This is a genomic window from Nonomuraea sp. NPDC049152 (genome assembly GCF_040648355.1).
Lineage (GTDB): Bacteria > Actinomycetota > Actinomycetes > Streptosporangiales > Streptosporangiaceae > Nonomuraea.
Genome location: NZ_JBEZDO010000012.1, coordinates 148,330 through 174,048, shown reverse-complemented (window position 1 = coordinate 174,048; position 25,719 = coordinate 148,330). Strand labels below are relative to the sequence as shown.

The following is a 25,719-nucleotide window of genomic DNA, read 5'->3' as shown; positions in this document are numbered from 1 at the left end:
AGCGGTCGTCGCTAAGAAGGATCTGCGCTCAGCCTCGTGGATATCGCTTGATCGAGTTCATCCATGGTCCGCTCAAACGCCGCGCCAAGGTTGACGTCATAACGGTAGGCCAAGATCAGAACCGACCACAGGCAGTCGGCCAGCTCGTGTTCCAACGCCTCCCGTCCGCCCGGCATCTCCCTCGCACCTTCTTCGGCCATGACGAGCTTGGCCAGGTCACCGACATCACCGACGAAGCCCAACATGAATTCCTCGCGCGTCCAGGCTCGATTGCGCTCTCGACGGTTGAGCTCGTCGTAGAGATCGTGGATACGGATAGCGCGTTCCTGTAGCTCCCGAAGGTGCACTTCATCTCCGCGGTGGGTAGCCGTTACGAGATCTGCTCAGGCAGGCTACTCAACGATCTACAGCAGCGAGAGCCCTGCCGGCCTCCTCCCGCATCACGCACAGTGCGGACGGGAGCTACGGGACGCCGGGTGAGGACGGTGGTTCGACGCTTCCTCCTCCGCCCGGCGCGTTGTCGCTGTCATCCTCGGCGACCGGTACGCACGGCGCGACCGGTCCACGCATCACACCAACACTTCCCCCAGAGCTCTTGCTCAGATCGTTTTGGGAGGAGTGCATCACCACGACGAGCGTCTCATCCGGCCCCAAATCCTTCGGGTCTATCCAGAAGGTCCCATACTCCTCGGTGTCTTTCAGCGGGCTCACAGGCGTAGGGACGAGTTCGCCCCGGGGTTGCCGGCAGGTCTGACCGGCGGGGAGGTAGTCGATCACCGCCGGTCCTGCTTGTCTGAGCCGCACCGGCCCAGCTCCCTTCATCGTCCAGTGCCTACACCTGTACTTGGACGAAAGGCTGAAAGGCATTACCGCAGGGTGCTTGTCCGGCCGTCCGGGATATGTGGCGGGCAATCGGTGGCGGCAAGCGCGGGCCGGTGCCCGATACCCCGAGATCGGCGCGCCCACCCCGGGCGTTCTCGAGATCTTGCATGATCATGCGCCACAATGCATACTTCTCTCATGTCCAAGGTTCTTACCTCCCTGCCCACCGGCGAGCGCGTCGGCATCGCGTTCTCGGGCGGCCTCGACACCTCGGTCGCCGTCGCTTGGATGCGCGACAAGGGTGCCGTCCCGTTCACCTACACCGCCGACATCGGCCAGTACGACGAGCCCGACATCGCCTCGGTGCCCGGCCGCGCGTTGGCGTACGGTGCCGAGACCGCGCGCCTGGTCGACTGCCGCGCGGTGCTGGTCGAGGAGGGCTTGGCCGCGCTCACCTGCGGTGCGTTCCACATCCGCTCGGCCGGGCGCCCCTACTTCAACACCACTCCGCTCGGCCGGGCCGTCACGGGGACCCTGCTGGTGCGGGCGATGCTCGAGGACGACGTACAAATCTGGGGCGACGGCTCGACGTTCAAGGGCAACGACATCGAACGGTTCTACCGGTACGGCCTGCTCGCGAACCCCCACCTGCGCATCTACAAGCCCTGGCTCGACGCGGACTTCGTGTCCGAGCTCGGCGGCCGCAAGGAGATGTCGCAGTGGCTGCTCGCGCACGACCTGCCCTACCGCGACAGCACCGAGAAGGCCTACTCGACCGACGCCAACATCTGGGGCGCCACCCACGAGGCCAAGACCCTGGAGCACCTCGACACCGGCATCGAGACCGTGGACCCGATCATGGGCGTGCGATTCTGGGATCCCGAGGTCGAGATCGCTACCGAGGACGTGACCATCGGCTTCGACCAGGGCCGCCCGGTGACGATCAACGGCAAGGAGTTCGCCACCCCGGTCGACCTGGTGATGGAGGCGAACGCGATCGGCGGACGGCACGGCATGGGCATGTCGGACCAGATCGAGAACCGGGTGATCGAGGCCAAGAGCCGCGGCATCTACGAGGCTCCAGGGATGGCGCTGCTGCACGCGGCGTACGAACGGCTGGTCAACGCGATCCACAACGAGGACACCCTGGCGGCCTATCACAACGAGGGCCGGCGGCTCGGCCGGCTGATGTACGAGGGCCGCTGGCTCGACCCGCAGGCGCTGATGGTGCGGGAGTCGCTGCAGCGCTGGGTCGGCACGGCGGTCATCGGCGAGGTGACGCTGCGGCTGCGGCGCGGTGAGGACTACTCGATCCTGGACACCTCCGGCCCGGCTTTCAGCTACCACCCGGACAAGCTGTCGATGGAGCGCACCGAGGACTCGGCGTTCGGTCCGGTGGACCGGATCGGCCAGCTCACCATGCGCAACCTCGACATCGCCGACTCGCGCGCCAAGCTCGAGCAGTACGCCGGCCTCGGCATGGTCGGCACCTCCCATCCCGCGCTCATGGGTGCCGCCCAGGCGGCCTCGACCGAACTGATCGGCGCGATGCCCCAGGGCGGCGCCGAGACCATCGCCTCACGCGGCAAGGTCTCCGGCGACGACGAGATGCTCGACCGCGCCGCGATGGAGTTCGGCACCGACTGACCAGCTTCGACGGCCCACCCGGCGGCGCGCGGGCATCAGCGGCGACGGCCATGACGAAGGTCTGCGCGCCCGAGCCGGTGGGGCCCACCGGCTCGGGCCGACCCGCGGGGTCTCGCCCTGACCGGCCCACTTCCTGTCACAGGGGGACCTCGGCGCGGCACTGCGGTCGTACGAGCGGGCCATGGACACCGGGCATCCTCTGCACGCGGCGTGGGGCGCGGCCCTGGTCGGGCTCATGTTCTCCTACGAGCACGGCTCGCAGGGCGCGGAGATCGGGATCGGCCGGCTCAGCGAGGTGGGGTACGGCCCGCTGGAACCGAGGGCGTGGTTCTGCTACGGGGTGCTGGCGATGCGGCGCGGCGATCTGGCCGACGCCGAGGCGGCCTGGCGGCGGGTACCGCGGACGGCCAGCGACGCCTACCCCGCGGCGACCTGCCTGCTGTGGGTGACGCACCGGAACACGTCGCAGGCGGAGGCGTCGTTCCACTGGGTGCTGGAACTGGCCGGGGACCTCGCGGGGGACGTCGTCCATGCAGTGCTCCAGCTCGGGCAGGCGCGCGCCGAGCAAGGCGACCACGCGGCGGCGCGCGAGGCGTACGAGACGTGCCACCGCCTCGCGGGCCGGACCGGAGAGGCCATGCTGATGGAGCACATCAGGACCGCGCTCGGCTCGACGTGACCGGCCGCCCGCTTCGAGGCCGATCGCCCTGCCACCCCCCGGCTACCCGCCCGAGGGGTGGCCGGTCTCGGCCGCCTCCCTGCGCAGGGCCTCCCACAGCAGGTTCAGCGGGTGGTCGGGCCCGTACCGCTCGCGCTCGCCCTTCCGGGTGAACACCGCCGAGACCATTTCCAGCTTGGGCTCGACGTCGTGCGTCAGCTCGACGACACGCAGTGCCGTACCCTCCGCCGCCCCCTCGACCGCGCGCCGGCCGAGCGTGCGGGTCACGATCATGCAGCCCCTGGCCAGCCGCGAGCGCAGCAGCGCGACGCCGTACTGGAGATCCTCGATCTCGGCCGCGATGTTCAGGCGGTCGCGGAACGCGGGGCCGAACCAGCGCACCAGGAAGTCGGCGATCAGCCCGCTCACGGGCACGATCAGCGGCAGCTTCTCGAGCGCGCTCGTCGCCACCGAGGCGCCGGGCAGATCGGCCTCCGGCAGGTTGGTCAGCAGGACAGGGCTGCCGCGGCGCCACTCGATGACGTCGTACTTGTCGTGCCGGGCGCGGTCACCGACCGGCGTGACGACGCTGCCGCACAACAGGTCCACCTGGCCCTCGTCCAGGCGGGACCAGAAATCCCTGGTGCGGACGTGCACGAGCCGGAATTCGACGCCACGACGCGCGAATTCGTCCGCCAACGTCTCCCAGGCCCGGTTGAGAATCCAGAGCGTGAATTCCGTCGTGCCGACGGTCAATGTTCTCCCGATACGGCGCCGGCATTCGCCAAGGTCGTCCATCCAACGAGCGAGCATGTCTCGTGCGCCATCGACGACGAGCTCGCCGGTAGGGGTGAAAACGAAGTCCTTTCCCCTGCCGCGTTTACTCACCAATATCTCTCCGCACAGCGACTGGAAATAGCGGTTGAGAGTGTCGAGCTGCTTTTGGACGCTGGACTGCTCCCTGCCGAGAAGCCGTGCCGCCTGCAGGGCCGACCCCGTCTGCCGTACGACGATCAACGTGCGGAACTGGTCTAACGTCGTGTCGAGCAGCGCGGGCGGGCAGTTCAGAAGCTCGGTGATCGCATCGGTCGGCGGCACCAGTTCGGGAAGCGGCGCTGACATGGCCGGCTCGCGTCCTCGCTTTCCTTGTTTCGCGGACAGCCGCGCGGAAACTGATCCCAGTTCCCGCCGAACTTATCCGAAGATTCTTTCGACTTCCGATGGACATCGGTGATCGAAACATAGAGCATTGCTACTCACCCCGCCGGGATTCACCCCGAAAATGGGCCCGCCCGCGCCAGTCGATTCGCCGGGCGTTTCAGCATGACAATCATCCTCGACCAGGAGTGATCATGGCATCACAGCACGCATACGCGCCCGAGCCGCAGCACCGCGGTCAGCATTCCTTTGACGAGAATCGCAGCGGCTCGTCGCCGGCGAGACCGGCGACGTTGAAGGCGGCAGCGGGTCTCGTCGCGCTTGCGGCGCTCGCCGGGATCGGCAGCCTCGTCGTCACACTGACCGGCGGCAAGGAGATGCTGCGCGGCCTGATGGACGAGCTGGTGAAGAGGGAGCTCGGCGGCTCCGCCGACGCCGCCGACCTGGGGCAGGCGCTGATCGCGGCGGCCCTGGACGACGCCCACTCCACACTCACGGCGCGAACCTCGATTATGGCGTTCGTCGGAGCGATGTTCCTGCTGTTCGGGGCGTTCGTCTGGGCACGCAGGAACTGGGCGCGGATCGCCATCATCCCGTTCGCTCTGATCGGCCTCGGCATCTGGCTGCTGGACCTCACCGACGTCGTCCCGACGATGCTGCACGTCCTGGACGGCGTCGGCGTGGCGGCCACTCTCGCGGCACTGGTCCTGATGTGGCTCGGCCCGTCCAACCGGGCCATCAGGGCGCGCAAGGAGGGGCGAGCCTGAGCCGGGCGGACGGCGACGGCTGCCCGGGGGCGCGCGGCCCTTCTCCAGGCTGACCCGAGTTGACCTCAACTCCTGTTGAGGTCACAGGATGATCGCATGACACGTGCTCTCGTACTCGGTCCCGGCGGCGTCGTCGGTACGGCATGGCTGGCCGGGCTGGCCGTCGGCCTGCGCCGCGCGGGTGTGGACCTGGCCGACGCCGACCTGATCGTCGGCACCTCGGCAGGCGCCATCGTCGGCGCCATGCTCGCCACCGGCGAGAACCTCGACCGCCTGGCCACCTCCACACGATCGGGCGGCACCGGCGAGCAGGGGAGGCTGGCCGAGGTCTTCGCGACGCTCGCGGACCCCTCGCTCGAACAGGGGGACAAGCTGCGCAGGGTCGGGAAGATCGCTCTCACCGCCGACGTCGCACCTGAGCAGACCCACCTGGACCGGATGGCCACCCTCGTCACCGCACGCGACTGGCCCGGCCGGCGCCTCCTGATCACCGCGGTGAACGCGGAAACAGGCGAACCCGCGGTCTGGGATCGCGACGGCGACGCGTCGCTGCTGTCCGCCGTCGCCTCCAGCTGCGCGGTGCCGGGCGTCTACCCGCCGATCACGGTCAACGGCCACCGCTACATGGACGGCGCCTTCCGCGGGGGCGCCAACGCAGACCTGGCGGGCGACGCCGACACGGTGGTGGTCATCGAGCCGCTGGCCCACGTCTTCCCGAGCGGCGCCGCCATCTCGATCGCCCCCGACCGGGCGACACTGGAGGCGTTCGGTCCCGACCTGCACGACGCGTCGGCCTGGGAGACCTCCTTCCAGGCCGGTGTACGGCAAGCGGCCGACGCCGCCGAACGCCTCGGGGCGCTGTGGACCTGACCTGTAGCCGCCTGGGAACGGCGGGACCCGCGACACACCGATGAGCGTCAGCTGACGTGGACCCGTGGTCTGCGTTCGAGGTCGGGCTCGGCCTTGCGCACGACCTCGCGGGTGAGCGCGGGCACGTCGCCGCCGCCGAAGAGCAGGTAGCGCAGCATGGCCACGACGGGGTTGCCCTCCGCCCAGTGGAAGTAGATGTGCGGCGCGCCGCCGGTGCGGTCGCGCAGGTAGAGCAGGAGCGCGGCCAGCGAGTTGGGGATGGCCGAGCTCTCGAAGCGCAGGATCTGGTGGCCGTACAGCTCTTCGCCCTTCACCCGGAGCTCGGTCTTGAACTCGGACGCGTCGAGCACGGTGCCCTCGACGAACATCACCGGCTCCGAGCTGCGCAGCCGGTGGTTGAGCCAGACCTCGCGCAGTTTGTCGTTGTACTCGGCCTGGTCGCGCCGGTGCGGCTCGTTGGCGATCACGTGGATCTCGCCGCAGGCCTCGTTGACGAAGCGCTCGGCGAGTGGGTCGAGGTGCGTCTCGGTGACCCGGAGCTCGGTGGAGCGGGTCGCCCGGGAGATCAGCGAGGTGACGATGATCGTGGCGATGAAGAACGAGGCGATCTTCACGCCTTCCGGACGCTCGATGACATTGTCCACCAGGGTGTAGGCGAGCACGGCTGAGATCAGCCCGAACCCGAGCCGCGCTCGGCGCAGGCCCCGCTTGTGGACCGACAGGGTCACCGCCACGGCGGCCGACAGCATGAGGACGAGGACGCCCGTGGCGTACGCGCCGCCCTGCGCCACCACGTCGGCGTCGAAGATGATCGTGATGGTGAACGCGATCAGGGAGAAGCCCAGCACCAGAGGGCGCACGGCGCCGGTCCACTCAGGTGCCATGCCGTACCGGGGCAGATAGCGGGGGACCAGGTTGATCAACCCGGCCATGGCCGACGCGCCCGCGAACCACAGGATGGCGATGGTGCTGACGTCGTAGAGCGTGCCGAACCATTCGCCGAGGAAGCCATGCGCCAGATAGGCGAGGGAACGGCCGTTGGCCTTGCCGCCCGGCTGGAACTCCTCGGGAGGGATCAGCACGGTGGTGACGAAACTGCTCAGGATCAGGAACACGCTCATGATCAGCGCGGCGACGGTCAGCAGCCGTTTGGCGCCCTTGATCCGCTGCCGCAGGTCGCCCTCGATGATCGGCATCACCGCGACACCCGTCTCGAACCCGGACATGCCGAGGGCGAGCTTGGGCATCACCACCAGGGAAAGGCCGATCATGGCGATCGGGCTGCTGTAGGTCGCGGTGAGCATGTTCTGCCAGTTCACCACCAGGCCGGGCGTCTCGAGGACGTGCGTGATCGCGGACCCCACGACGATCGCGTTGAGACCCAGGTAGAGGAAGACCAGCAGGACGGCGATGCCGATCGCCTCGGTGAATCCCACCAGGAACACGCCGCCGAGCAGGGCGAGCAGGAACAGCGTCACCGGGACCCGCTGACCTTCCAGCCATTGCGGGGCGAACGGGTTCTCCAGGATGTGCGCGGTGGCGTCGGCGGCCGAGAGCGTCATCGTGATGACGAAGTCTGTCGCCGCGAAGCCGAGCAACGTCAGCACGAACAGCTTGCCCCACCATTGCGGGGCCAGATGCTCCAGCATCGCGATCGAACCCTGGCCGTAGGGGCTCTCCTCGGCCACCCGCCGGTAGACCGGCAGCGCGCCGAACAGGGTGAGCGCGACGAGGAAGATCGTGGCCAGTGGCGAGAGGACCCCGGCCGCCAGCGCGGCGATGCCCGGCTGGTAGCCCAGCGTGGAGAAGTAGTCCACGCCCGTCAGGCACATGACCCGCCACCACGGGTGCTTCACGTGCGGGCCGTGCTCGATCTGCTCGCGATCGGTCTGCAGGCCCTCGAGCAACCAGGTCCGCAGCGGACTTTCCGGCGTCGAGGCGAGCTGCCTTCTCCTGGCCATTCTCGGCCACCCCCGACATCACGCTCTCATATCGACGAACGCACACGTGCCTGTCTGCCCTGGTCAGGCGTCAAGACCGCGTCAAGACCGCCCGGCTCCCCGATCGCCGGCCCGCTGACCACACCGCGGCGTGTCCGAGGCCGTAGGCCGGCAGGCGGCCGACCAGGACTCATCGACGTGGCGCCCGTGTGAGGAGGCCCGGTTCGCGGCGTTGCCTGGGGCGGCCCATGCGGACAGGCGCCCCTTCGACCTGCAGGCTCACCGAGGCGGGCTGGGGTTGGTGGTGGAGGCCACGCTGCCCGCGTTCGCCAACGCCCTCGAGCTGGGGGTCAGCACGTTGGAGCTCGACGTGCAGATCACCGAGGACGGCCAGGCGGTCGTCACCCATGACCGGAAGATCAGCAACAGGAAATGCAGGGATACCGCGCCTGCCGTGCCGGGTGATCCCGAGTTCCCCTACGTCGGCAAGTACATCAACACGCTCACCCTCGAGCAGGTCAGGACGATGGACTGCGGCTCCATGACGCTGCCGGAGTTCCCCGGCCAGCGGCCGGTTCCCGGTGCCAGGATGGCGACCCTGCGCGAGGTGTTCGAGCTGGTCGACCGCTATCGCGCGCGTCGCGTCATGCTCAATGTCGAGACCAAGGTCGAGGCCGGCGCGCCGCACGAGACGGCGCCGAGGGAGCAGTTCGTGCAGGTGACGCTGGCGGAGATCCGGCGGGCCGGGCTCATGCGGCAGGTCACCATCCAGAGTTTCGACTGGGGCGCGCTGATGCGGGTGCGCGAGGTCGAGCCGCGGCTGCCGATCGTGGCCCTGACCAACCGCGACTTCCTGCAGACCGGGAAGCCTGGGGCGTCGCCCTGGCTCGGTGGCATCGACATCGACGATTTCGGCGGGGACCCGCTCAAGGCGATCAAGTCGTTCGGCGCGGACGCCTTCTCGCCGGTACACGGGTTCCCGCAGAATGGCAAGGTGACGGACCCGGGCTACCAGCCGTACGTCACCAAGGAGATGGTGGATCAGGCGCACGGTCTGGGCATCAAGGTGATCCCATGGACCGTCGACGACGAGCCCACCTTGAACAAGCTCGTCGACGACGGGGTGGACGGGATCATCACCGACTATCCGGATCGGCTGCGGCAGCTGATGGCCGAGCGTGGCTTCAAGCTGCCCAAGCAATACCGCCTCAAGCAGTGGTGAACTCCCGGGTGAGGGCCTGACAATCTCGCAGGGGCGAACGAACCGGCACGAGCGCCGTCGCCCGCGATCTCTCCAGGCACCTGCCGCTGATACCCGCGCGGCAGGTGCCTGGATCTCCTCGATCGGGTCATCCGGTCTGAACCGCGCTGGGTGGTCGCGACGCGCCGCGGCGGAGGTGCGGATGGCCGATGGCGGCAGGTCGGCGAGCACTGCCGTCGTGGCGGCGACTCCTGGATGGCCGCGCCCTCGCAGCACGGCAGTGGCGTGCCGGACGGCGACGGCAGCTTCCCCGCCACGCCGTAACGCGCCTGCCTCCCGCCAGCCATTTAGTCACTAGGATTGACTGTAATAATAGATGACTATATTGTCGGCTTGTCGGATAGTGATCCACATTGAAGGAGTCATCTGTGACCACGCCCTTGAACCTCGCGATCGTCTACTACTCGGCCACCGGGACGATTGCCGCGATAGCCCAGGAGATGGCAGAGACCGCCGAGAAAGCGGGTGCGGAGGTACGGCTGCGCAAGGTGGCGGAGCTGGCTCCCCAGGCCGCGATCGATTCCAACCCCGCCTGGGCCGCCCATGCCGCGCTTACCGCCGATGTGCCCTTCGCCGCCGCCGAGGATCTGGTCTGGGCCGATGCGGTGATCATGGGCTCGCCCACCCGGTTCGGCAATGTCTCCTCTCAGCTCAAGCAGTTCCTGGACACATTGAGCGGCCCGTGGCGTGAGGGGTTGCTCTCCGACAAGGTCTACAGCGGGTTCACCTCCACCGGTACCGCCCACGGCGGCCACGAGTCCACGCTGCTCGCCTTGTACAACACCTTCATCCACCTCGGCGGGATCATCGTGCCGCCGGGCTACACCCACCCGGACAAGTGGACCGATGGCAACCCTTACGGCACCTCTCACTGTGACCGGGGCGGCACCCACGCTGTGGACGAGGTCACCAGGGCCGCGGCACGAGTGCAGACCGACCGTGTACTGAGGTTTGCGCGCGGCACCAGGGCCATCGCCGCCGCATGATGAGGGGGCTGACACGTGAGCGGGTCCCAGCCGTCACGCTCGCCCTGCTGGCCGGACCGCTGTCCTTCGGCGTCGCGGGACCTGCCCTCGTCCTCGACGAGGTGGCTGGCGGGCTGGGGGTCTCGGTCGGGACGGCGACCTGGACGGTGACGGCGTTCGGATGGGGAGTGGCCGTCGGCACTCCGCTGATGGCTGGGCTCCTTGGCCTTCGAGGGGTTCGTGCCACTCTGGCCTTCTGTGGTCTCCTCCTGCTAGCCGGGGCGAGCCTCGTCCTGACCGGCCCCGCACCGCCGTACGCCATACTCGGTTGTGCTCTGCAGGCGCTCGGCGCCGCAGGGCTGAGCGCGTCGGCGATGAACCTCGCCGACTCCGCCCGCAGGATGGGACTCGTCACCGCGGCGCTGGCGGTGGTCGGTTCCCTCGCGCCGCTGCTGGGCTCGCTGGTGAGCGACCTGCTCTCCTGGCGGGCGGCGCTCGCGCTGCCCGCGCTCAGCCTGTTGGCCGTACCGTCGGTGGCGAGAAAGGCGCCACCCGCTCCGGTCGGCCGCGGCAGCTTCGACCTGGCCGGCGCCGCGATCCTGACGGCGATGGTCACCGCGCTCGTCTTCGTGCCGCATCAACCGTGGCCGGCCGGGCTCGCGTCGCTCGCCGGACTCGCCCTGCTCGTCCGTCATCTCCGCCTTCGACCACACGGCTTCGTGCCCGCCGTCCTGCTCCGCACGCCTGAGTTCCTCATCTCCGCCGGTCTCGCCTTCGCACTTGCCATGGTCAACTTCTCGTTGATGTACGCCATCCCGCGCGAGTTGTCCCAGCACAGTGGTTGGACCTCCGGCGAGATCGGGGTCGCCGTGCTCTGGCCTCTGCTGCTCGGCGGATCGCTGTCCTGGTTCATCGTGACGGCGTCGGCCAGAGTCCGCCCGGGCGTGACCGTCGCCGCTCTCACCGGCCTGGGTCTGGCGGGGCTGCTGGTGTCCACGCTCACCGTCCTGCCCGCCGCGCTGCTGGCCGCCCAGGCGGCCGCCTCCGTCGCGGCGTCGTCGGGCCAGGGCGTGTTCGCCGTACGAGCTACCGCCGCCGTACCCGACGACCACCGTCCGTCGGCGATCGGCCTGTTCAGCCTGGCCTACCTGCTGGGCTCCGCCTTCGGCCCCGCCATCGTCTCCCTCCTGCCGAGCTGATCGTCCGCGTACTCCAGCGTGGAAAAGATCGTCACGGTCTCCCGGGCGCAGGACCGCTGGGGGGTGCTCCCGATCGGAGCCGCCCGGCCACCTCGCGGTGAGGAGCCGGGCGGCGTCATGCGATCACGGCAGGGTCGGAGCTCAGCCGGACGTCCTGGACAGGCCGGCGGAGGCCGGGCCCGGCTGAGGGCGGGACGGAGTCGCGACAGGACCGGCCCAGTGGAGCGAGCTCGACGGCCACGCCGGGGCCTGCCGCTTGGCCATGGCCTGAACCGCGGGCACCGAGCAGCGGGTGCCGGGCGCGGGCACGGCGAGCGAGATCAGGTACTCGTCGAAGTGCCGCGTGCTGCACTCGTCCTTGCCGTAGATGCGGTGGCCCCAGCCCTCGTAGGTGAGCAGCACCGCCTTGAGGCCGAGCTGGTGGGCCGCGTTGGCCGACCAGCCGTACGGCGTGGCCGGGTCGTGCAGCGAGCTGCCGAGCAGCAACGGAGCACTGCCCTTGTAGCGCAGGGGGTGCTGCGGGTTGTTGGTGTGGTGGTTGAGGCAGATCGGCACGTCCTCGATCGGCATCGGGTTGTACCGCATGTCGGGCGCGAGCCGGGCGGAGCTGCGCATGAGCGCGGCGTACTCCCTGAAGTCGCGCACCCGGAGGTTGTAGTCCTGGCAGAGGACCACGGTCGGCAGCTGGGCGAGTTCGCCAGGGACGGGCTGCCTGCCGGGAAGCGGAGGCAGGTCCGACGGCGGCGGTCCGCCGGCCAACGCCATGAGCATCTCGGTCAGCAGGTGCCAGTTGGGCCCTTCGTTCCCCAGGACGCCCTGGTAGATGACCTGCAGCTCGGTCATCGGGCGGTCCTTGACGCCCGGGTAGTACAGCTCGCCGCGCCGTGCCTTCGCCAGCAGCTCCTCCCAGAGCGCCCGGACGTCGCGCCCGTGCAGGCCGCAGCTGGTGTCGGCCTCGCACCAGGCGACGTACTGGTCGAACCCGTCCTCGGCGGCGGCGGCCTCGGTGTCGAGGAACGCCTTGAGGCCGAGGCTGTGGTCCATGTTGCTGTCGAGGGCGAGCGCCCTGATCCGGTGCGGGAACAGCTCGGCGTACATCTGCCCGATCAGCGTGCCGTACGAGAGCCCGTAGTAGGTGAGCTTCTCCTCGCCGAGGGCGGCGCGGAGAGCATCCATGTCGCGCGCGACGTTGACCGAGTCGACGTGGTCGTAGAGGGGTCCGGTGCGGGCCCTGCAGTCCTTGTGCAGCTTTCTGGTGTAGGCGTTCCAGGCGTCGAAGTCGGCCTGGCTCGCTATGACGGGGGACGGCATCTGGTTGTACAGAGGCGCCGAGCAGACCACCGGGTGGCTGCGAGCCACGCCCCGGGGATCGAAGCCGACGATGTCGAATCGCCGCTGGATCTCTTCCGTGAAGAAGCCGGGGGCGCCGTAGGCGGCCTCCACACCCGACCCGCCAGGGCCGCCCGGGTTGACCACCAGGGATCCGATGCGGGCCGCGGGGTCGGTGGCCTTGCGGCGGGCGATGGCGAGATCGATGGTGGGCCCGTACGGAGCGGACCAGTCGATCGGGACGGCCAGCGTCGCGCACTCGGCGGCGGGCTCCTCCTCGCAGGGCGCCCAGGCGATGCTGCCCTTCCCGGCCTCCGCTGAGGTTCCGTCACCGGCGACCGTATCGGCGGCCACGCCGGCAGTCGAGACGGTTAACAGCGCCGCCATCGCCAGGAAGGCTGCGGCGAGCAGAGAAGATCTTCTTCGCACATTGCTCCAATCGTCGGCCGGCCGGCCCGCTCACGCGGGACACGGCCACCTTGATCATCTCTGGTCGGCGGCGCGCGCGCGGCAAGAATGGACATTTCCGAAACCGATCGGTTCCGCGACATTGCGGAAGAAGGGTGGACATTGCACCCTTTGCAACTGGCCCGACGCGCAGAGAAGTCGAGCAGCCGGGCCCCGTCGCGACCCTCACAGTGCGAGCCCGAGGAAGGCGAGGCCCTCGATGACGGCGAGCGGGGTGGTGACGGCCGACTGGGACGCTTTCCCGCGGATCTCGATCTGTTCAGGGGTGACAGCAGCAGGATCGCGGTCGGCTCGGTCACGTCGCTGACCGCACTGTTTCCATGACGGAAAATCGAGTGTTGACAACATGGAAAGCCTGGCGGACTCTTTCCAGTATGGAAACACACGAGAGCTTCGACCGCCCCTCCCCTTCCGAGGCCGCCGCGGCGCTGGAGGCCGCCAGGCAGGCGCGCGCGGCGGGCAGCGCCCCGATCCACGCATGGTTCTTCCCCGTGCTCGGACTGCTGGTCGCCGGGGTCATGATGGCGCAACCGCTGGCCGACATCGCTCCTTGGGCCACGATCGCCCTGCTGGCCGCCTTAGGGGCCGGCTGGTGGCTGACCGAGCGCTTGTACTCCCGGCAGGTCAACAGGGCGGGGATTGCGCCCCGCGAGCTCACACTCCGCCAGCAACTGGTCCTCGCGGCGCCCCTGCCCCCGCTCTGGATCGCCGCCCAACTCCTCGGCGACAGGTGGAGCTGGGTCTGGGCGGCCGCGGCTGTCCTGGCCGCGGGCTGGATGGTCGGTTACGGGATCGTCCACGACCGACGGGCGCGGGCCTCGGCATGAGAGTGACCGACAGGGCCGAGGACGGCTTCGACGCCACGATCCACGCGCCGAACCGGCTGCGGATCTGCGCGCTGCTGGAGGCTGCCGAGCAGGTCGAGTTCGGCGTGGTGCGCGAACGGCTCGGTGTCAGCGACTCGGTGCTGAGCAAGCATGTCAGCGTTCTGATGGAAGCCGGGTACGTGGAGCAGACCAAAGCCGTGCGCGACACCCGGCAGCGAGTCTGGCTCTCGCTCACCAAGGCCGGCAGAGCGGCCTACCAGGCGCACGTCGCCGCCCTGCGCGCCATCGTCGGCGAGACCGGATGAGCGGGGACCTCAGGACCTCCCTCCGCCGGCTCGTCCGTGCCTGGACCGGCGCGTGCGGCCAGGGCTCTTTCACTCCATGTTGGTGTGCCTGGCGCGCATCGCCTCGCGCGTGGCGCCGGTCAGCGTCCTGAGCTTCAGCACCATCACCTCGAACAGCACGAACAGCGCGCCTTCGTAGACCGAGCCCATCGGCAGGACGGAGGTCCGCCTTTCGCCCCGGTCGCTGGCCATGGTCTGCGCCGGGATCACGAGCGCGAAGTCGGCGAGCTCCGCCGCGCCGCTCTCGGGTTCAGCGGTCAGCAGGAGGTTCGTCGCGCCCGCCGCCTTCGCCGTCCGCATCAGCGCCAGCACCGTGGATGTCTCGCCGGGCCCGGAGGTGACGAGGAGAACGTCGCCGCGACCCAGCGCCGGCATGGTCATGTCGCCGACCACCGCGACCGGCAGGCCGAGATGGAACAGGCGCATCGCGAAACCTTTGATCTGCAGCGCCTCCCTGCCGCAGCCGTGGACGCCGATGGTTCTCGCCTCGGCGATCAACCGGCAGGTCGCGTCGACCTGCCGGTCGTCCACCTCCGCGAGCACGGCGCCGAGCTCGTCGAGCGCGGTGCGAAAAAGGTTGTCGCCCATGACCTGCTCCTCTCAGTCGCCCATGACCTGCCCCTCTCAGGTGTACATGCGCTCGCCGACGGTGGCCTGCGCCAGCCTGCGCAGCGCGGCGATCAGCGTGTCGCCCACCGAGGTGCCGATGACCACGATCTCCACGGCGCGCTCGCGGTCGCCCAGGTCGGCGCCGAGCACGCGCACGTCGGCCTCGGCGATGCGTTCGGCGGCCTCGGCGTAGACGTCCAGGACGTCCAGCACGTCCTGACGGCCGACCTCGTCGAGGGTGGCCAGCACGCCGACGGCGGTGCGGTAGGCGGGGTCGCCCGTCCTGATCCGCCAGCCGCGCCTGGTCAGCAGCTCGCGCAGGAGGTCCTCCGCCTTGTCCTTGCAGGGGCCGGGACGCGGCTCCTTGCGCGGGGTCACGGCCTTCTGGGCGGCCGCGAGCAGGTCGTACACCTCGAGGTTCGGATTGTCGACGCGGGCCAGCAGGTCGCCGATCACGGCGATGGGCAGGTCGCCGTACTCGACGAGGGCCCGCACCAGCTTGAGCCTGCGCACGTGCTCGTCGCCGTAGTCGGCCTGGTTGCGGCCGGTGGGCCGGCCGGGAGCGATGAGGCCCTCCCGCATGTAGTACTTGATCGTCGGGACCGGGACTCCCGTCGTCTCACTCAGCTCCGCCATCCGCACGTCTTCACGTCCTCCTCTTGTCGTACACGGATAGCTTAGCTATAGATAGTAGTAAGTAGCACTATCCGCTATCTATGGGAGTCTCACCATGCTCCGATGGCACCGCCCGCTCATGCTGTTCGCCGCCGTCATGGCCGCGCTGAGCCTTGTCCTGCTCGTCCTCGTCTTCGCGGACGGCCGCACGCTCGACGGCGTCCCGGTCTGGATCAAGCCGCTGAAGTTCACGATCTCGTTCGCCCTCTACTCCTTCACCTGGGCCTGGTTACTCTCGCTGCGCCACAGGGCGGGGCGGGTGAGCCGGTGGATGGGCACCGTCCTGGCCGCGGCGGGCACGGCCGAGGTCGCCCTCATCGCCTTCCAGGCCGGGCGGGCCCGCCACAGCCACTTCAACGAGGCCACCCCGCTCGACAAGTCCATCTGGATCGCCATGGGCGCCACGATCGGCGTACTCATGATCGCCAACCTCGTCGCAGGGATCCTCGTGATCCTCGATCGGCAGGCCGACCGGGTGAGCACCTGGGCCGTCCGGCTCGGCCTGATCGTCTCCACGCTCGGCATCTCCTCCGGCGGCCTGATGGTGACGAGGGTGCCCGGCCAGACCTGGGCCGAGGACTTCGCCGGCGCCCACAGCGTGGGCGTGACCGACGGCGGCCCAGGGCTGCCCCTGTTGGGCTGGAGCACCATCGGCGGCGACCTGCGCGTCCCGCACTTCGTGGGCATGCACGCCCTCCAGCTCCTGCCGCTGCTCGCGCTGCTGCTGGCGGCCCTGTCCACGCGCCTTCCCGTCCTGCGCCGCGAGGAGGTGCGGCTACGGCTCGTGGTCAGCGCCGGCGGCGCCTACGGCGGGCTGTTCCTGCTGCTCCTGTGGCAGGCCCTGCGCGGTCAGTCCATCGTCCATCCCGACGGCACGACCCTCGCCGCGCTCGCCGTCCTCGTCGTCACCGCCCTCGGCGCGACCGCCGTCGCGCTCCGGCCAGAGAGAGAGCTCGCCCCATGACCGCTTTCCTGTTCGACCTCAGCTTCTACGTGGCCGCGCCGTTCTGGGCGCTGATGATCCTGGCGCCCACCTGGCGGGTCACCCGCCTCGTCGCCGGCTCGCCGCTCATCGTGCTGCCCGCCGTGGCCGTCAACCTGGTACTGCTCGTGCCGCTGCTTTCAGGCTTCTGGCCGGTCGTCACCCAGCCCTCGCTGGAGGGGCTGCGGCGGCTGGTGGCCGACCCGGACGCGCCGGCCGCGCTGTGGGCCCAGATCATCGCCTGGGACCTGTTCGTCGGCCGGTGGATGTACCTCGACAGCAGGGAGCGGAAGGTGCACCCGCTGCTCATGGGTCCGGTGCTCGCGTTCACGATCCTGCTGTCGCCGATCGGGCTGCCGATCTATCTCGCGCTCAGGCTCGCCTATCGCGGAAACCACGACGCGGCGGGAAGCGGCACGCCCGCGGCCGCTCGACGGTGAGCACGAGGTCCTCTTATGTCGAGGGAGGCGGGCATCCGATAGGACTCATCACCAAAGCTCCAGGTCAGTCGGGGTAACGTCCCATATGTAAGACCCTGGAATGAGGTGGTGGCTTTGGGGCGACAGTTCCCACCTGATGACACGATCGCTGTCTCGGATGAGGGAGGCGACAGGGACGCGCTGGCCAAGGGCCTGACCGAGATGCTGAAGGAGATCGGCGCCCATACCGGCGCGATCTACCGCCTGTCTCCTGACGGCCAGGTGCTGGAACTGCTGGTGATGGAGGGGCTGCCGCGGGAGTTCGTCCAGCCGTGGGAGCGGGTGAGCCTGACAGCGCCGATCCCCGTGGCCGACGCGCTGCGGGACAAGCGGCTGGTGTGGGTGGGCAACGAAGAGGACATGGTGCGTTGCTACCCGACGATCGCCGTCGCCCTGCCGTACGAGTTCTCCCTTGCCGCGCTCCCGCTGTCCACCCCGGCGGGCGACTACGGAGCGATGTTCATCGTCTGGTCGGGCTCGTATCCGCCGCCGCCCGCCCACACGCGTGACCGCCTCGGCGCCGCCGCGGCAGGACTGGCGCGAAAACTGCAGACCGTCGCCCGGAGCAGTCCATCGGGACGGCGGAAGCACGACGCGGAGCCGATCACCGATCCGGCGGAAGTACTCGGGGCGATGGTGGCGCGCCTGCCCGAGGGGATGTGCACGCTGGACATCAAAGGCCGCCTCACCTACATCAGCCCCAACGGAGCCGCTCTGCTCGGCGAGTCGCCGATGCGACTGATCGGCGCCCAACCGTGGACCGTGCTGCCGTGGCTGGACGATCCGGTGTACGAGGACCGTTACCGCAGAGCGATGATCAGTCAGCGGCCGACCTCGTTCGTGGCGCTGTGCCCACCGGACCGGTGGCTGGCCTTCGACCTGTATCCCTCGATCTCCGGCATCACCGTGCGCATCATCCCGGCTCCCATGGAAGCGGAAGCCGTCCCGGCCTCCACGCTTCCGATCGACGTGGCGCTGCCCACCCGAACAGGAGCCATCTACCACATCCTCCACCTGGCGAGCACGCTCACGCAGGCCGCCGGCGTACAGGATGTGGTGAATCTGGTCGCCGACCAGATCATGCCCGCGTTCGGCGCCCAGGCCGTGGCCCTGCTGACGGCCGAGGAGGGACGGCTGTGCGTCGCCGGCCATCGGGGTTTCCCGCCCCACATCATCGAGCAGTACGGCCGGCTCTCCCTGACCTCGCCCACGCCGAGCATCCGCGCGATGGTCACCGGAGTGCCCAACTTCTTCGAATCGCAAGAGGAGCTGTACCAGATCTACCCGTCCGCCGTCGCGCCGGACGACGGTATGGCCGCTTGGGCGCTCCTGCCCCTGATCGCTTCCGGCCGGCCCGTCGGCACCTGCGTGCTCGCCTTCCGCGAGCCGCACGCCTTCACCGTCGAGGAGCGAGCCGTCCTCACCTCGCTGGGCGGCCTGATCGCCCAGGCGATGGAACGCGCCCGGCTGTACGACGCGAAGGCGGAACTCGCTCGCGGCCTGCAGGAGGTCCTGCTCCCCCACGCTCTTCCCCGCATACCGGGACTCGCCGCGGCGGCCCGCTACCTGCCAGGCACCGAAGGCATGGACATCGGGGGCGACTTCTACGATCTCATCCGCCTGCCTGGGGACACCGCCGCGGCCATCATCGGCGACGTCCAAGGGCACAACGTCACCGCCGCCGCCCTCATGGGCCAGCTTCGCACGGCGGTGCGCGCCTATGCCGCGGCCGGCGCCGATCCGGGCGAGGTCCTGTACCGGACGAATCAGATGCTCACCGACCTCGATCCCGGCCTGTTCGCCAGTTGTGTCTACGTTCACCTCGATATCCGGCGCCGGGTGGCGCGCCTCGCCCGAGCCGGTCATCCCTCGCCTCTCGTACGGCATCCCGACGGCCGCATCGAGGTGATACACGTCCCTGGGGGACTCCTGCTGGGTATCGAACCCGAGACGGACTATCCGTGCACAGAGGTGCCGCTGGAGGTCGGCAGCCTTCTGGCGCTGTATACCGACGGCCTGATCGAGGTTCCGGGGACCGACATCGACGACGGTCTGACCGCTCTCGGCGCCGAGCTCGCGCGCGGCGGTGACCAGCACCTGGACGGGCTGGCGGAGAGCCTGACCAGGAACGCGCAGGGAGCCGACCGCCGCAGCGACGACGTCGCCCTGCTGCTCCTGCGCCTCATGGCCTTGACGATGGAGATTCCATGACGAGGTCCATCGCCGGGGCGGTCAGGGCACACCCCACTTCCGCGCGAGCCTGGCATAGGCGCCGTCCCGCTTCACCGCGGCGAGGGCCCGGTCGACCGCGGCCAGGAGGCCGGGGTTCGCCTTGCTGAAGCCGATGCCCAGCGGTTGCGGTTCGCCCGGCACCTGGGCCACGATCCGCAGGCCGGGGGTCTTGCGCGCGAGCCACGCGGCCACCGGGTAGACCTTCATCACCGCCGTGATCCGCCCGGCGGCCAGGTCGCTCATGGCGTCCTCGATGCGGTCGAAGGGATAGACCTTCACGCTGCCGATCTCGCCCTCGGCCCGCATCCTCACCGCGACGTCGTAGTCGGTGGTCGCCGCCTGGACGCCGACCGAAGCGCCTTTCAGATCGGCGATGCCGCGGATCGCGGGACTCCTCTCGGCGTCGGCGACGAGGCTCAGCGTCGTGGTCATGTAGGGCGTCGACCAGGCGAGGATCTTCTCGCGGGCCGGCGTGATGGTGATGCCGCCCACGATGCAGTCGTAGCGGCCGTCCCGCATCTCCCGCAGCATCGTCTCCCACCGCGTGTCGACGAACTCGGGCCTGCGGCCGAGCCGTGCGGCGATCTCGTTCATCAGGTCGACCTCGAAGCCGACCGTGGCGCCATCGGCGATGTATTCGAACGGCGGGTTGACGAAATAGGTGCCGATGCGCAGAACCCGCGTCTCGGGTGCGGCGCCCGCCTGAGCTTGGGGACCACCGCACACCAGGCCCAGCAACGACAGCGCGACCACCCAGGTCCGCCGGCTCATGACCTCACCTGCCTGCCTCGGTACGGAGACTCGTGTGCCGACGTGACAGACCTGCGGCAGGTCAGGGTCTCGGAGGAAGGGGGAAACCGTCGAAGCGGATGAGGCGGTCGACGGCGTCCTTGGTGATCATGTGATGCCCGCACGCTGACCTGCACCGACGAGGCCGATCCTTATCGTCATGAAAGCCAATCTAAGAGCCGCTGAGTAACACGGAAGGCGAAGGCGGACAACGCGCCCGACAAGATGTGAAGGCACCGTGACGAGGTCCCGGCTGTACCCCAACGCGCGTTCGGTTCGCGGCAAAGATTGCGGAACGCACCCCACAACTGCCCGGTCGACCACGGAAAGCAGTGAATCGGTTGGCCGAAAACGGGGAACGGTTGCGGCGCGGGTCACAGTGAAGACGAACGTTTGAGGAGGGGCGGCATGGCGGAAATCGCGGACGCGCTCCCGCAGCCGGTGCTGAGCCCGCTGACAAGAGCGGCGATCTTCATCGTGGCGACGATCGATCCCCGCGGCGAACCGGCGGTCCTGGACCTCCTCTCCGACCTGGACGGCCTGCAGCGGGCCATCGGGTTCCGGGCGCCGGACAGCGCGCTGAGCTGCGTCGCCGCCATCGGCTCTCACGCCTGGGACCGGCTGTTCGACGGCCCTCGTCCCGCCGAGCTGCACCCCTTCCGCGAACTGGTCGGAGGCCGGCATCGTGCCGTGTCCACCCCCGGCGACCTGCTGTTCCACATCCGGGCCCAGCGCCTCGACCTGTGCTTCGCGCTGGCATCGGAGATCATGGACAGGCTCTACGGCGCGGTGACCGTCCGCGACGAGGTGCACGGGTTCAAGTACTTCGACGTACGCGACCTGCTCGGCTTCGTCGACGGGACCGAGAACCCCGTCGGTCGTGACGCGCGCGCGGCGATCCTGATCGGTGACGAGGACCCCGAGTTCGCCGGCGGGAGCTACGTCATCGTGCAGAAATACCTGCACGACCTGCGAGCGTGGAACGCCCTGACGGTCGAGGCGCAGGAACTGGCGATAGGCCGCACGAAGCTGACCGACATCGAACTGGACGACGACAGCAAACCGGCCGACTCGCACGTCGCCATGACCACGATCGTCGACGCCGACGGCACCGAACGGCAGATCCTGCGCGACAACATGCCGTTCGGCGCCGTGGGCCGCGGCGAGTTCGGCACGTACTTCATCGGCTACGCCCGCACCCCCACGGTCACCGAGCGGATGCTCGAGCGGATGTTCCTCGGCGCCCCGCCGGCCGGTCACGACCGGATCCTCGACTTCTCCACGGCCGTGACCGGCACGCTCTTCTTCGTCCCGAGCCTCGATTTCCTCCAGGACCTGCCTGGTCCGCCGAGCAGCGGGACCACGGCCGACGCGGATCTGTCCCCCGCGACCGACGTCCCAGCCACGGCCGACGGATCTCTCGGGATCGGCGACCTGAAAAGAGCCACTGCCCGATGAACAACCTGCATCGCGAACTGGCGCCGATGTCCGCCGCGGCATGGGCCGACCTGGAGGAGGAGGCCCGGCGCACGTTCGAACGCCATGTGGCCGGGCGTCGCGTCGTCGACGTCTCCGATCCGGAAGGCGCTCGGCTCGCCTCCGTCTCCACCGGCCGACTGGAGGAGATCGGCGCTCCCGACGACGCCGTTGTGGCACGCGTTCGCCTCTCCCAGCCGCTCGTGGAACTACGCGTGCCGTTCACCGTCGACCGGCGGGAGGTCGACGACGTCGAGCGCGGCGCGAAGGACGCCGACTGGCAGCCGGTGAAGGACGCCGCCCGCCGGCTGGCGTTCGCCGAAGACCGCGCGGTCTTCGACGGGTACGCCGCGGCCGGCATCACCGGCATCCGTGACAGCTCCTCCAACGCGGCGATCGCGCTCCCTGCCGAGACCCGCGCCTACCCCGACGCCGTCAGCCGGGCCGTGACGGCGCTCCGGCTGGCCGGTGTGGGCGGTCCCTACAGCCTGGTGCTCAGCGCCGACGCCTACACCGCCGTCAGCGAGACCTCGGACCACGGCTATCCGATCTTCCAGCACATCGCCCGCCTGCTGGACGGCCAGATCATCTGGGCGCCCGCCATCGAGGGCGCCCTCCTGCTGTCCACCCGGGGCGGCGACTTCGAGATGCGCATCGGCCAGGACGTGTCGATCGGCTATCTCTCGCACGACGAGACCAGCATCCGGCTGTACTTCCAGGAGACGATGACCTTCCTGGCCTACACGGCTGAGGCGTCGGTCAGCCTCACCGCGGCACGCGGCGTGCCGGCATGACGGCGCCCGCCGTTAGTGGTCGACTCCGCAAGCGGTTGGCGAGTAAGACACGTGCGCGTGCCGGTGGCTACGATGAAGATCCCCCGCGCCTGTGAGGAGATGCTCCGATGACGGTCTCGACCCTGGTGGCAGCCGGATTTCTCATCGCGATCGCGGGCATCGTCATCTGGATGGCGTGGTCGGCGATAACCGGCAGACCCTCCTTACGAAGAGGATCCGGCAACCCCGGTACCCCGCCTGCCTACGATTCGATGCCCGGCGGGGGTAGCTTCGACTCCGGCGGCTCCTCAGGCGGCGACGGAGGTGGAGGCGGGTCGTGACCAGACGTACGCGGTAGAGGAACATCCCACGGTTGCCGTAAGACCACTGGCCTGGGCGGCGAGAGCTGTCTCCGTCAGGGGTAGCGGACTCCGGCGAAGGTGACCCGGATCGAGTACAGGTCGCCGGCGGAGTTGGTGATGAACAGGTTGTTGCGCTTGAGGCCGCCGAACGTGAGGTTCGAGGCCGACTCCGGTAGCAGGAGCCTGCCGATCAGGGTGCCGTCCGGGTCGTAGCAGTGCAGGCCGTCGAGGGCGGCGGCCCAGACCCTGTCGTGGCAGTCGACCCTGATGCCGTCGAACCAGGCGTCGGCGAACACCTCGCCCCCGGACAGCTTGCCCTCCTCCGACACCTCGAACACCCGCATGTGGCGCTTGCGGGTGTCCACTATGTACAGCCGGGTCTCGTCGGCGGAGAAGGCCAGGCCGTTGGGGCGGAGGAAGTCGTCGGCGACGATCCTCAGGTCGCCGGTGTCCGGGTCGAGCCGGTAGACGTGGTCGGCCCCGATCTCGCTCTCGGCCGGGCTCCCCTCGTAGTAGCCGGTGATCCCGTAGCGCGGATCGGTGAACCAGATCGAGCCGTCGGAGCGCGCGACGATGTCGTTGGGGCTGTTCAGCCGCTTGCCTTCGTAGTTGTCCGCGAGGACCGTGATGGAGCCGTCGTGCTCGGTCCTGGTCACCCGCCGGGCGCCCTGCTCGCAGGTGAGCAGCCGGCCCTCGCGGTCGACCGTGTTGCCGTTGGCGTTGCCGGAGGAGTGACGGAACACGCCGACCGCGCCGGTCGTCTCGTCCCAGCGGAGCAGCCGGTCGTTCGGGATGTCGCTCCACACCAGGTACCGGCCGGCTGGAAAGTAGGCCGGCCCCTCGGTCTTGCGGCTGCCCCGGTGCAGCACCTCCACGTACTCGTCGCCGCCGTACAGGGAGAACCGGTCGTCCAGGACCTCGAACGTCGCCTTGAACCTATCGATCATGACTAGACCTCCTTCGGCGAGAGACTATCGCGGCCGAATGGGATATGGTCAACCGGCATTCCTGTAGATTGTCATTCGAACGGCGGTGCGCTGTGGACCAGATCGACCGGGCCCTCATCTCCGAGCTGCAGCGAGACGCGACCCAGGCGTACGCCGCCCTGGGCCAGATCGTCGGGCTGTCGGCCGGCGCCGCCCACGAGCGGGTCCGCAAGCTTCGTGAGCGCGGTGTCATCCGGGCCACCACGATCGAGGTGGACCCGGCGGCGCTCGACCGGGGCGTGCTGGCCTACGTCATGGTCGAGGCCAACGCGTGGATGGGCGACTCGGCGGAGGCGTTCGCCGCCCTCCCCGAGATCCAGGAGGCGCATGTCATCGCCGGAGCGGCGTCCGTGCTGGTCAAGGTCCGCACCGCGACCACGGAGGCCCTGCAGGGAGTGCTGCGCCGGATCTATGACGTCCCGGGTGTCAGCGGAACCCAGGCCATTGTCGTACTGGAGACGTTCTTCGAACGCCCGGTGAACCCCGGCCGGTAGCGCCGACCCCGTTGACGACCTGCGCCTTGTCCCGTCGAAGGCGAGCGAAACCTGCTCTGAGTCATGTTTGGCGGTGACTTCCAGCGGTACCTCGCATGAAGGGGGAACCATGAAGAGAATCGTCGTCGTCGGGCTCGGGGTGGTGGCCGCTCTCGGACTGTTCGCAGGCCCCGCCCGAGGCGGGACAGGCAACCGGCATGAGGTGAGCGAGCAGCAGTACCAGATCCTGATGGGTCAGTGCCGGTACGCGGACACGCCGAGCGCGCGGGCCGAGTGCCGCTCGCAGGTCAGGGAGAACTATCGCATCGGGAGGTTCGACCCGACGCTGGACTGCCGCACCTACTCCGGGGTGACCGTGTGCGGCGAGTTGACGCTGAGCCCCGCCGAACGCGCATGCGTCAAGGACTCGGTCTCGAAGGGGCTGACGTTCCGCCGCTCCGAGGTCGAATGCTACGCCTTGTTCGACTGACGACGGCGGAAGTCACCGGTCACCGGCCTGCGCGGCGTCGCTGACCTCGGCGGAGAAACATGGCCGACCGGCGAAGGCGTGCCCGGCCGGTACGGCTATGCGCGCCTCCCGGCTGAGCACCGGACCGGAACCGGGGAATCACGCCCCGGCCAGTACCAGGGTGAAGTCCCCTGCGGGGTCGGTGTAGCGGCTGCGCACCTCAAAGCCCGCGGCGACGAGCTCCTCCTTCAGCCCCTCCGGCCGGAACTTGGCGCTGATCTCGGTGCGCATCTCCTCCCCCTGGACGAAGTCCACGGCCAGCCCGAGCCCTCCGATCCGCACCCGCATGTCCCGGCTCGCCCGCAGCCGCATCTCGATCCAGTCGCGGCGCGCGTCGTACAGGGCCACGTGCGCGAACGCCTCCGGCTCGAAGTCGGCGTCCAGCTCCCGGTTGATCACCCGCAGCACGTTCCTGTTGAAGGCGGCCGTCACCCCGGCCGCGTCGTCGTAGGCCGCCACCAGCCGCCCTGTGTCCTTCACCAGGTCGGCTCCGAGCAGGAAGGTGTCCCCTGGCCGGAGCGTGGCCCGCAGCTCTTTCATGAACACCTCGCGGGTGGCCGGTTCGAGGTTCCCGATCGTGCCGCCCAGGAAGGCCACCATCCGCCGCCCGGTGCGCGGCAGCAACGCCAGATGGCGCTCGAAGTCGGCGCACACCGCCCGCACGGCCAGCCCGGGAAAACGCCCGGCCAGCCGCCGCGCCGCCGATTCGAGGGTGACCGCGTCCACGTCCACCGGCGTGTAGGCGCGCAGCGTGCCCGCCGCGTCGAGCGCCTCCAGCAGCAGTACGGTCTTCTCGCTGGTGCCCGAGCCCAGCTCGACCAGCGTGTCCGCACCGCCGGCCGCCGCCAGTTCGGCGGTGTGCGCCCGCAGGATGGCCAGCTCGCGCCGGGTCGGGTAGTACTCGGGCAACCGGGTGATACGGGAGAACAACTCGCTGCCCGCGGCGTCGTAGAACCACTTGGGCGGCAGCCACTTGGGCGACGACGTCAGCCCGGTCCTGACGTCGTGTTCGAGCGCCTGGCGCAGATAGTCGCGGTCGAGATGGTTGATCACATGCATGGTCGGCTGGCTGACGGACACAGTGCCCCCTGGGGTGAGA

General features: G+C 69.2%; 27 protein-coding genes. 17 read left to right on the top strand and 10 right to left on the bottom strand.

The features are described from left to right. Window positions 1-11 precede the first annotated feature (11 nt). Window positions 12-347 carry a hypothetical protein gene (locus AB0B45_RS23190; RefSeq protein WP_358133786.1) on the bottom strand — a complete coding sequence of 112 codons (336 nt, stop codon included), beginning with the start codon at window positions 345-347 and terminating at the stop codon, window positions 12-14. 115 nt (window positions 348-462) lie between these two features. Then, window positions 463-777 (bottom strand): hypothetical protein, encoded by a 315-nt coding sequence (locus AB0B45_RS23185; RefSeq protein WP_358133783.1) that lies wholly within the window; start codon window positions 775-777, stop codon window positions 463-465. Between the two features lie 243 nt (window positions 778-1,020). On the opposite strand from AB0B45_RS23185, the gene argG reads away from it, so the two are divergent. Beyond that, window positions 1,021-2,469 carry an argininosuccinate synthase gene (argG, locus tag AB0B45_RS23180; protein ID WP_358133780.1) on the top strand — a complete coding sequence of 483 codons (1,449 nt, stop codon included), beginning with the start codon at window positions 1,021-1,023 and terminating at the stop codon, window positions 2,467-2,469. A gap of 181 nt (window positions 2,470-2,650) precedes the next feature. Continuing rightward, window positions 2,651-3,148, top strand: coding sequence for a tetratricopeptide repeat protein (locus AB0B45_RS23175; RefSeq protein ID WP_358133778.1), 498 nt, complete (start codon window positions 2,651-2,653; stop codon window positions 3,146-3,148). A gap of 42 nt (window positions 3,149-3,190) precedes the next feature. Here AB0B45_RS23175 and AB0B45_RS23170 read toward each other — a convergent pair whose 3' ends face one another. Further along, complete coding sequence (locus tag AB0B45_RS23170) at window positions 3,191-4,249, bottom strand: LysR family transcriptional regulator (RefSeq protein WP_358133775.1); 1,059 nt, start codon at window positions 4,247-4,249, stop codon at window positions 3,191-3,193. Window positions 4,250-4,479: 230 nt separating this feature from the next. Here AB0B45_RS23170 and AB0B45_RS23165 point away from each other — a divergent pair, with 230 nt between their 5' ends. Together AB0B45_RS23165 and AB0B45_RS23160 are read left to right on the top strand one after the other, a co-directional pair. Further along, window positions 4,480-5,052 carry a hypothetical protein gene (locus AB0B45_RS23165; RefSeq protein WP_358133772.1) on the top strand — a complete coding sequence of 191 codons (573 nt, stop codon included), beginning with the start codon at window positions 4,480-4,482 and terminating at the stop codon, window positions 5,050-5,052. Between the two features lie 96 nt (window positions 5,053-5,148). After that, complete coding sequence (locus tag AB0B45_RS23160; protein ID WP_358133769.1) at window positions 5,149-5,922, top strand: patatin-like phospholipase family protein; 774 nt, start codon at window positions 5,149-5,151, stop codon at window positions 5,920-5,922. A 47-nt stretch (window positions 5,923-5,969) separates the two neighbouring features. Here the strand turns inward: AB0B45_RS23160 and AB0B45_RS23155 are convergent, their stop codons facing one another. Continuing rightward, a complete protein-coding gene (locus tag AB0B45_RS23155; protein WP_358133768.1) occupies window positions 5,970-7,883 on the bottom strand; it encodes an amino acid transporter in 1,914 nt (637 codons plus the stop codon). A gap of 130 nt (window positions 7,884-8,013) precedes the next feature. Between AB0B45_RS23155 and AB0B45_RS23150 the strand changes: the two genes are divergently transcribed. The 3 genes from AB0B45_RS23150 to AB0B45_RS23140 all read left to right on the top strand — a co-directional run bounded on the left by AB0B45_RS23150 (window position 8,014) and on the right by AB0B45_RS23140 (window position 11,287). Continuing rightward, window positions 8,014-9,084 carry a glycerophosphodiester phosphodiesterase gene (locus tag AB0B45_RS23150; RefSeq protein WP_358133765.1) on the top strand — a complete coding sequence of 357 codons (1,071 nt, stop codon included), beginning with the start codon at window positions 8,014-8,016 and terminating at the stop codon, window positions 9,082-9,084. A gap of 407 nt (window positions 9,085-9,491) precedes the next feature. Next, window positions 9,492-10,109, top strand: a complete 618-nt coding sequence (gene wrbA, locus AB0B45_RS23145) for an NAD(P)H:quinone oxidoreductase (RefSeq protein WP_358133762.1) — start codon at window positions 9,492-9,494, stop codon at window positions 10,107-10,109. Then, complete coding sequence (locus tag AB0B45_RS23140) at window positions 10,106-11,287, top strand: MFS transporter (RefSeq protein ID WP_358133760.1); 1,182 nt, start codon at window positions 10,106-10,108, stop codon at window positions 11,285-11,287. Before wrbA ends, AB0B45_RS23140 begins: the two co-directional genes overlap by 4 nt. Before the next feature lie 141 nt (window positions 11,288-11,428). On the opposite strand, the gene AB0B45_RS23135 is transcribed toward AB0B45_RS23140, so the two are convergent. After that, window positions 11,429-13,003, bottom strand: a complete 1,575-nt coding sequence (locus AB0B45_RS23135; protein WP_358133757.1) for an alpha/beta fold hydrolase — start codon at window positions 13,001-13,003, stop codon at window positions 11,429-11,431. 129 nt (window positions 13,004-13,132) lie between these two features. On the opposite strand from AB0B45_RS23135, the gene AB0B45_RS23130 reads away from it, so the two are divergent. The 3 genes from AB0B45_RS23130 to AB0B45_RS23120 are packed head-to-tail and all read left to right on the top strand — an operon-like array spanning window position 13,133 to window position 14,216. After that, window positions 13,133-13,408, top strand: coding sequence for a hypothetical protein (locus AB0B45_RS23130; RefSeq protein WP_358133755.1), 276 nt, complete (start codon window positions 13,133-13,135; stop codon window positions 13,406-13,408). A gap of 50 nt (window positions 13,409-13,458) precedes the next feature. Then, window positions 13,459-13,911, top strand: coding sequence for a hypothetical protein (locus AB0B45_RS23125; RefSeq protein ID WP_358133753.1), 453 nt, complete (start codon window positions 13,459-13,461; stop codon window positions 13,909-13,911). After that, window positions 13,908-14,216: a transcriptional regulator gene (locus AB0B45_RS23120; RefSeq protein WP_358133751.1), complete on the top strand. Its 309-nt coding sequence runs from the start codon at window positions 13,908-13,910 to the stop codon at window positions 14,214-14,216. The genes AB0B45_RS23125 and AB0B45_RS23120 overlap by 4 nt, the downstream gene beginning before the upstream one ends. Window positions 14,217-14,285: 69 nt before the next feature. On the opposite strand, the gene AB0B45_RS23115 is transcribed toward AB0B45_RS23120, so the two are convergent. Together AB0B45_RS23115 and AB0B45_RS23110 are read right to left on the bottom strand one after the other, a co-directional pair. Next, complete coding sequence (locus AB0B45_RS23115) at window positions 14,286-14,843, bottom strand: SIS domain-containing protein (RefSeq protein ID WP_358133749.1); 558 nt, start codon at window positions 14,841-14,843, stop codon at window positions 14,286-14,288. Window positions 14,844-14,879: 36 nt separating this feature from the next. Beyond that, window positions 14,880-15,500: a MerR family transcriptional regulator gene (locus AB0B45_RS23110; protein WP_358133746.1), complete on the bottom strand. Its 621-nt coding sequence runs from the start codon at window positions 15,498-15,500 to the stop codon at window positions 14,880-14,882. Window positions 15,501-15,594: 94 nt separating this feature from the next. Here AB0B45_RS23110 and AB0B45_RS23105 point away from each other — a divergent pair, with 94 nt between their 5' ends. From AB0B45_RS23105 to AB0B45_RS23095, 3 genes are all read left to right on the top strand, one after another. After that, window positions 15,595-16,503, top strand: coding sequence for a hypothetical protein (locus AB0B45_RS23105; RefSeq protein WP_358133743.1), 909 nt, complete (start codon window positions 15,595-15,597; stop codon window positions 16,501-16,503). Then, window positions 16,500-16,961 (top strand): ABA4-like family protein, encoded by a 462-nt coding sequence (locus tag AB0B45_RS23100; protein WP_358133740.1) that lies wholly within the window; start codon window positions 16,500-16,502, stop codon window positions 16,959-16,961. Before AB0B45_RS23105 ends, AB0B45_RS23100 begins: the two co-directional genes overlap by 4 nt. A 114-nt stretch (window positions 16,962-17,075) precedes the next feature. Next, window positions 17,076-19,211, top strand: a complete 2,136-nt coding sequence (locus tag AB0B45_RS23095) for a SpoIIE family protein phosphatase (RefSeq protein WP_358133737.1) — start codon at window positions 17,076-17,078, stop codon at window positions 19,209-19,211. 21 nt (window positions 19,212-19,232) lie between these two features. On the opposite strand, the gene AB0B45_RS23090 is transcribed toward AB0B45_RS23095, so the two are convergent. Beyond that, complete coding sequence (locus AB0B45_RS23090) at window positions 19,233-20,003, bottom strand: ABC transporter substrate-binding protein (RefSeq protein ID WP_358133735.1); 771 nt, start codon at window positions 20,001-20,003, stop codon at window positions 19,233-19,235. A gap of 426 nt (window positions 20,004-20,429) precedes the next feature. Here AB0B45_RS23090 and AB0B45_RS23085 point away from each other — a divergent pair, with 426 nt between their 5' ends. Next, the gene (locus tag AB0B45_RS23085; RefSeq protein WP_358133733.1) at window positions 20,430-21,479 is read left to right on the top strand and encodes a Dyp-type peroxidase; all 1,050 of its coding nucleotides are present in this window, start codon (window positions 20,430-20,432) and stop codon (window positions 21,477-21,479) included. After that, window positions 21,476-22,291 carry a family 1 encapsulin nanocompartment shell protein gene (locus tag AB0B45_RS23080; protein WP_358133730.1) on the top strand — a complete coding sequence of 272 codons (816 nt, stop codon included), beginning with the start codon at window positions 21,476-21,478 and terminating at the stop codon, window positions 22,289-22,291. The genes AB0B45_RS23085 and AB0B45_RS23080 overlap by 4 nt, the downstream gene beginning before the upstream one ends. A gap of 394 nt (window positions 22,292-22,685) precedes the next feature. Here the strand turns inward: AB0B45_RS23080 and AB0B45_RS23075 are convergent, their stop codons facing one another. Then, entirely contained in the window at window positions 22,686-23,579 is an 894-nt protein-coding gene (locus AB0B45_RS23075; protein WP_358133728.1) for an SMP-30/gluconolactonase/LRE family protein, read from the bottom strand. 92 nt (window positions 23,580-23,671) lie between these two features. Between AB0B45_RS23075 and AB0B45_RS23070 the strand changes: the two genes are divergently transcribed. Together AB0B45_RS23070 and AB0B45_RS23065 are read left to right on the top strand one after the other, a co-directional pair. Beyond that, window positions 23,672-24,112: an Lrp/AsnC family transcriptional regulator gene (locus AB0B45_RS23070; RefSeq protein WP_358133725.1), complete on the top strand. Its 441-nt coding sequence runs from the start codon at window positions 23,672-23,674 to the stop codon at window positions 24,110-24,112. A gap of 109 nt (window positions 24,113-24,221) precedes the next feature. Next, window positions 24,222-24,581: a hypothetical protein gene (locus AB0B45_RS23065; RefSeq protein WP_358133723.1), complete on the top strand. Its 360-nt coding sequence runs from the start codon at window positions 24,222-24,224 to the stop codon at window positions 24,579-24,581. 138 nt (window positions 24,582-24,719) lie between these two features. Here the strand turns inward: AB0B45_RS23065 and egtD are convergent, their stop codons facing one another. Further along, complete coding sequence (gene egtD, locus AB0B45_RS23060; protein ID WP_358133721.1) at window positions 24,720-25,679, bottom strand: L-histidine N(alpha)-methyltransferase; 960 nt, start codon at window positions 25,677-25,679, stop codon at window positions 24,720-24,722. Window positions 25,680-25,719: the final 40 nt, after the last annotated feature.

What these genes read in the sequence shown, in the direction of transcription:
- AB0B45_RS23135 (WP_358133757.1), bottom strand. Translation starts at nt 13,003, where the DNA reads ATGGCGGCGCTGTTAACCGTCTCGACTGCCGGCGTGGCCGCCGATACG.
- AB0B45_RS23090 (WP_358133735.1), bottom strand. Translation starts at nt 20,003, where the DNA reads ATGAGCCGGCGGACCTGGGTGGTCGCGCTGTCGTTGCTGGGCCTGGTG.
- AB0B45_RS23080 (WP_358133730.1), top strand. Translation starts at nt 21,476, where the DNA reads ATGAACAACCTGCATCGCGAACTGGCGCCGATGTCCGCCGCGGCATGG.
- AB0B45_RS23170 (WP_358133775.1), bottom strand. Translation starts at nt 4,249, where the DNA reads ATGTCAGCGCCGCTTCCCGAACTGGTGCCGCCGACCGATGCGATCACC.
- AB0B45_RS23065 (WP_358133723.1), top strand. Translation starts at nt 24,222, where the DNA reads ATGAAGAGAATCGTCGTCGTCGGGCTCGGGGTGGTGGCCGCTCTCGGA.
- AB0B45_RS23140 (WP_358133760.1), top strand. Translation starts at nt 10,106, where the DNA reads ATGATGAGGGGGCTGACACGTGAGCGGGTCCCAGCCGTCACGCTCGCC.
- AB0B45_RS23155 (WP_358133768.1), bottom strand. Translation starts at nt 7,883, where the DNA reads ATGGCCAGGAGAAGGCAGCTCGCCTCGACGCCGGAAAGTCCGCTGCGG.
- AB0B45_RS23115 (WP_358133749.1), bottom strand. Translation starts at nt 14,843, where the DNA reads ATGGGCGACAACCTTTTTCGCACCGCGCTCGACGAGCTCGGCGCCGTG.
- AB0B45_RS23165 (WP_358133772.1), top strand. Translation starts at nt 4,480, where the DNA reads ATGGCATCACAGCACGCATACGCGCCCGAGCCGCAGCACCGCGGTCAG.
- AB0B45_RS23075 (WP_358133728.1), bottom strand. Translation starts at nt 23,579, where the DNA reads ATGATCGATAGGTTCAAGGCGACGTTCGAGGTCCTGGACGACCGGTTC.
- argG (WP_358133780.1), top strand. Translation starts at nt 1,021, where the DNA reads ATGTCCAAGGTTCTTACCTCCCTGCCCACCGGCGAGCGCGTCGGCATC.
- AB0B45_RS23125 (WP_358133753.1), top strand. Translation starts at nt 13,459, where the DNA reads ATGGAAACACACGAGAGCTTCGACCGCCCCTCCCCTTCCGAGGCCGCC.
- AB0B45_RS23130 (WP_358133755.1), top strand. Translation starts at nt 13,133, where the DNA reads ATGGACATTTCCGAAACCGATCGGTTCCGCGACATTGCGGAAGAAGGG.
- AB0B45_RS23085 (WP_358133733.1), top strand. Translation starts at nt 20,430, where the DNA reads ATGGCGGAAATCGCGGACGCGCTCCCGCAGCCGGTGCTGAGCCCGCTG.
- AB0B45_RS23100 (WP_358133740.1), top strand. Translation starts at nt 16,500, where the DNA reads ATGACCGCTTTCCTGTTCGACCTCAGCTTCTACGTGGCCGCGCCGTTC.
- AB0B45_RS23110 (WP_358133746.1), bottom strand. Translation starts at nt 15,500, where the DNA reads ATGGCGGAGCTGAGTGAGACGACGGGAGTCCCGGTCCCGACGATCAAG.
- AB0B45_RS23120 (WP_358133751.1), top strand. Translation starts at nt 13,908, where the DNA reads ATGAGAGTGACCGACAGGGCCGAGGACGGCTTCGACGCCACGATCCAC.
- AB0B45_RS23175 (WP_358133778.1), top strand. Translation starts at nt 2,651, where the DNA reads ATGGACACCGGGCATCCTCTGCACGCGGCGTGGGGCGCGGCCCTGGTC.
- AB0B45_RS23105 (WP_358133743.1), top strand. Translation starts at nt 15,595, where the DNA reads ATGCTCCGATGGCACCGCCCGCTCATGCTGTTCGCCGCCGTCATGGCC.
- egtD (WP_358133721.1), bottom strand. Translation starts at nt 25,679, where the DNA reads ATGCATGTGATCAACCATCTCGACCGCGACTATCTGCGCCAGGCGCTC.
- AB0B45_RS23160 (WP_358133769.1), top strand. Translation starts at nt 5,149, where the DNA reads ATGACACGTGCTCTCGTACTCGGTCCCGGCGGCGTCGTCGGTACGGCA.